The 1,018-nt window shown below is 69.3% G+C and carries 1 protein-coding gene and 1 pseudogene; both read right to left on the bottom strand.

The window, feature by feature from the left end:
• Positions 1–116 (bottom strand): annotated as a pseudogene (locus ACSFA3_RS26290) (glutathione peroxidase); the annotation flags it as partial.
• 11 nt (positions 117–127) lie between these two features.
• Positions 128–1,018 (bottom strand): DMT family transporter (locus ACSFA3_RS26285; protein WP_435471748.1); only part of this gene is annotated, 891 nt, incomplete at its 5' end.

Raw genomic sequence — 1,018 nt, 5'->3', positions numbered from 1 at the left:
GTGAAGCCGCATTTGCTGGCGGTGTTGACGATCAGCAGCACCTTGCCCTTGAAGGCGGAAAGCTTCACCGGCTTGCCGTCGATCTGGTTGGCCTCGAAGTCGTAGACGCTGGTCATGCTGTTGTTCCTCAGATGGGAGAAGAGGCGCGATCATCGCGCCGCGCGGGCGTTCGTGCAAACGCCGCCCAGACGGCGCCCAGCACGATCAGCGCGCCGCCGGCGAGGATGCGCGGGCTCATCTCGGCCGCGCCCAGCGCCACCGACGACACGCTCGCGAACAGCACCTCCGACAGCATGATCACCGAGGTTGCGGCAGCCGCGAGCCGGGCTGCGCCGTACTGCAGGCACACATTGGCGAAGACGAACGCGATGCCCAGCGGCACCGCCCAGCCAAGCCAGCCCGGCGAGGCGTGCAGCGGCGAATCGAATGCGCCGAGCGCGGTGCCACCCAGTGCCGTGACGCCGGCCACGAAGGCGCAGCCGCAGAACATTGCCAGCGCGCGCGACTCGCCCGGGGCCTGCCGCAGATGGCGCAGCGCGATGTTGGTAACAGCAAAGCCGAAGCCCGCCGCCACCCCAAGCCAGTCGGGCAGGCTCGACGGCACCGGCCAGTCGGCGCCCGGCGCCTTCAGTACCACCACCACGCCGGTCAGCGCCAGCGCCACGCGCGCGAGCGCGCCGCCGGTCGGCCGCTCGCCCAGCAGCAGCCAGCCCAGCAGCACGCTCCACAGCGGCATCAGATAGAACAGCAGCACCACGCGCACCACGTCGCCCTGCGTCACGGCCCAGTTGAAACCCACGTTGGTGAAGCCGGCCGCGAAGCCCAGCACCGCCAGCATCGGAAAGGCCGCAAAGCCCTTCCACGCGTGCCGGCGCATGAGGCCCATCACGACCGCGATGGCCAGGTAGATGAGGCAGGTGGCCCACAGCGGATGCATGCCGTGGCTTGCGATCTGGCGGAAGGGGAACCATGAAACGCCCCAGACGAAGGCGTTGAAGATCAGGGCGAGCGCGGGCAT

This window comes from Variovorax glucosi (assembly GCF_051216695.1).
GTDB lineage: Bacteria > Pseudomonadota > Gammaproteobacteria > Burkholderiales > Burkholderiaceae_C > Variovorax.
The sequence above is the reverse complement of the archived record's forward strand: the minus strand, read 5'-3'. Positions and strand labels throughout refer to the sequence as shown.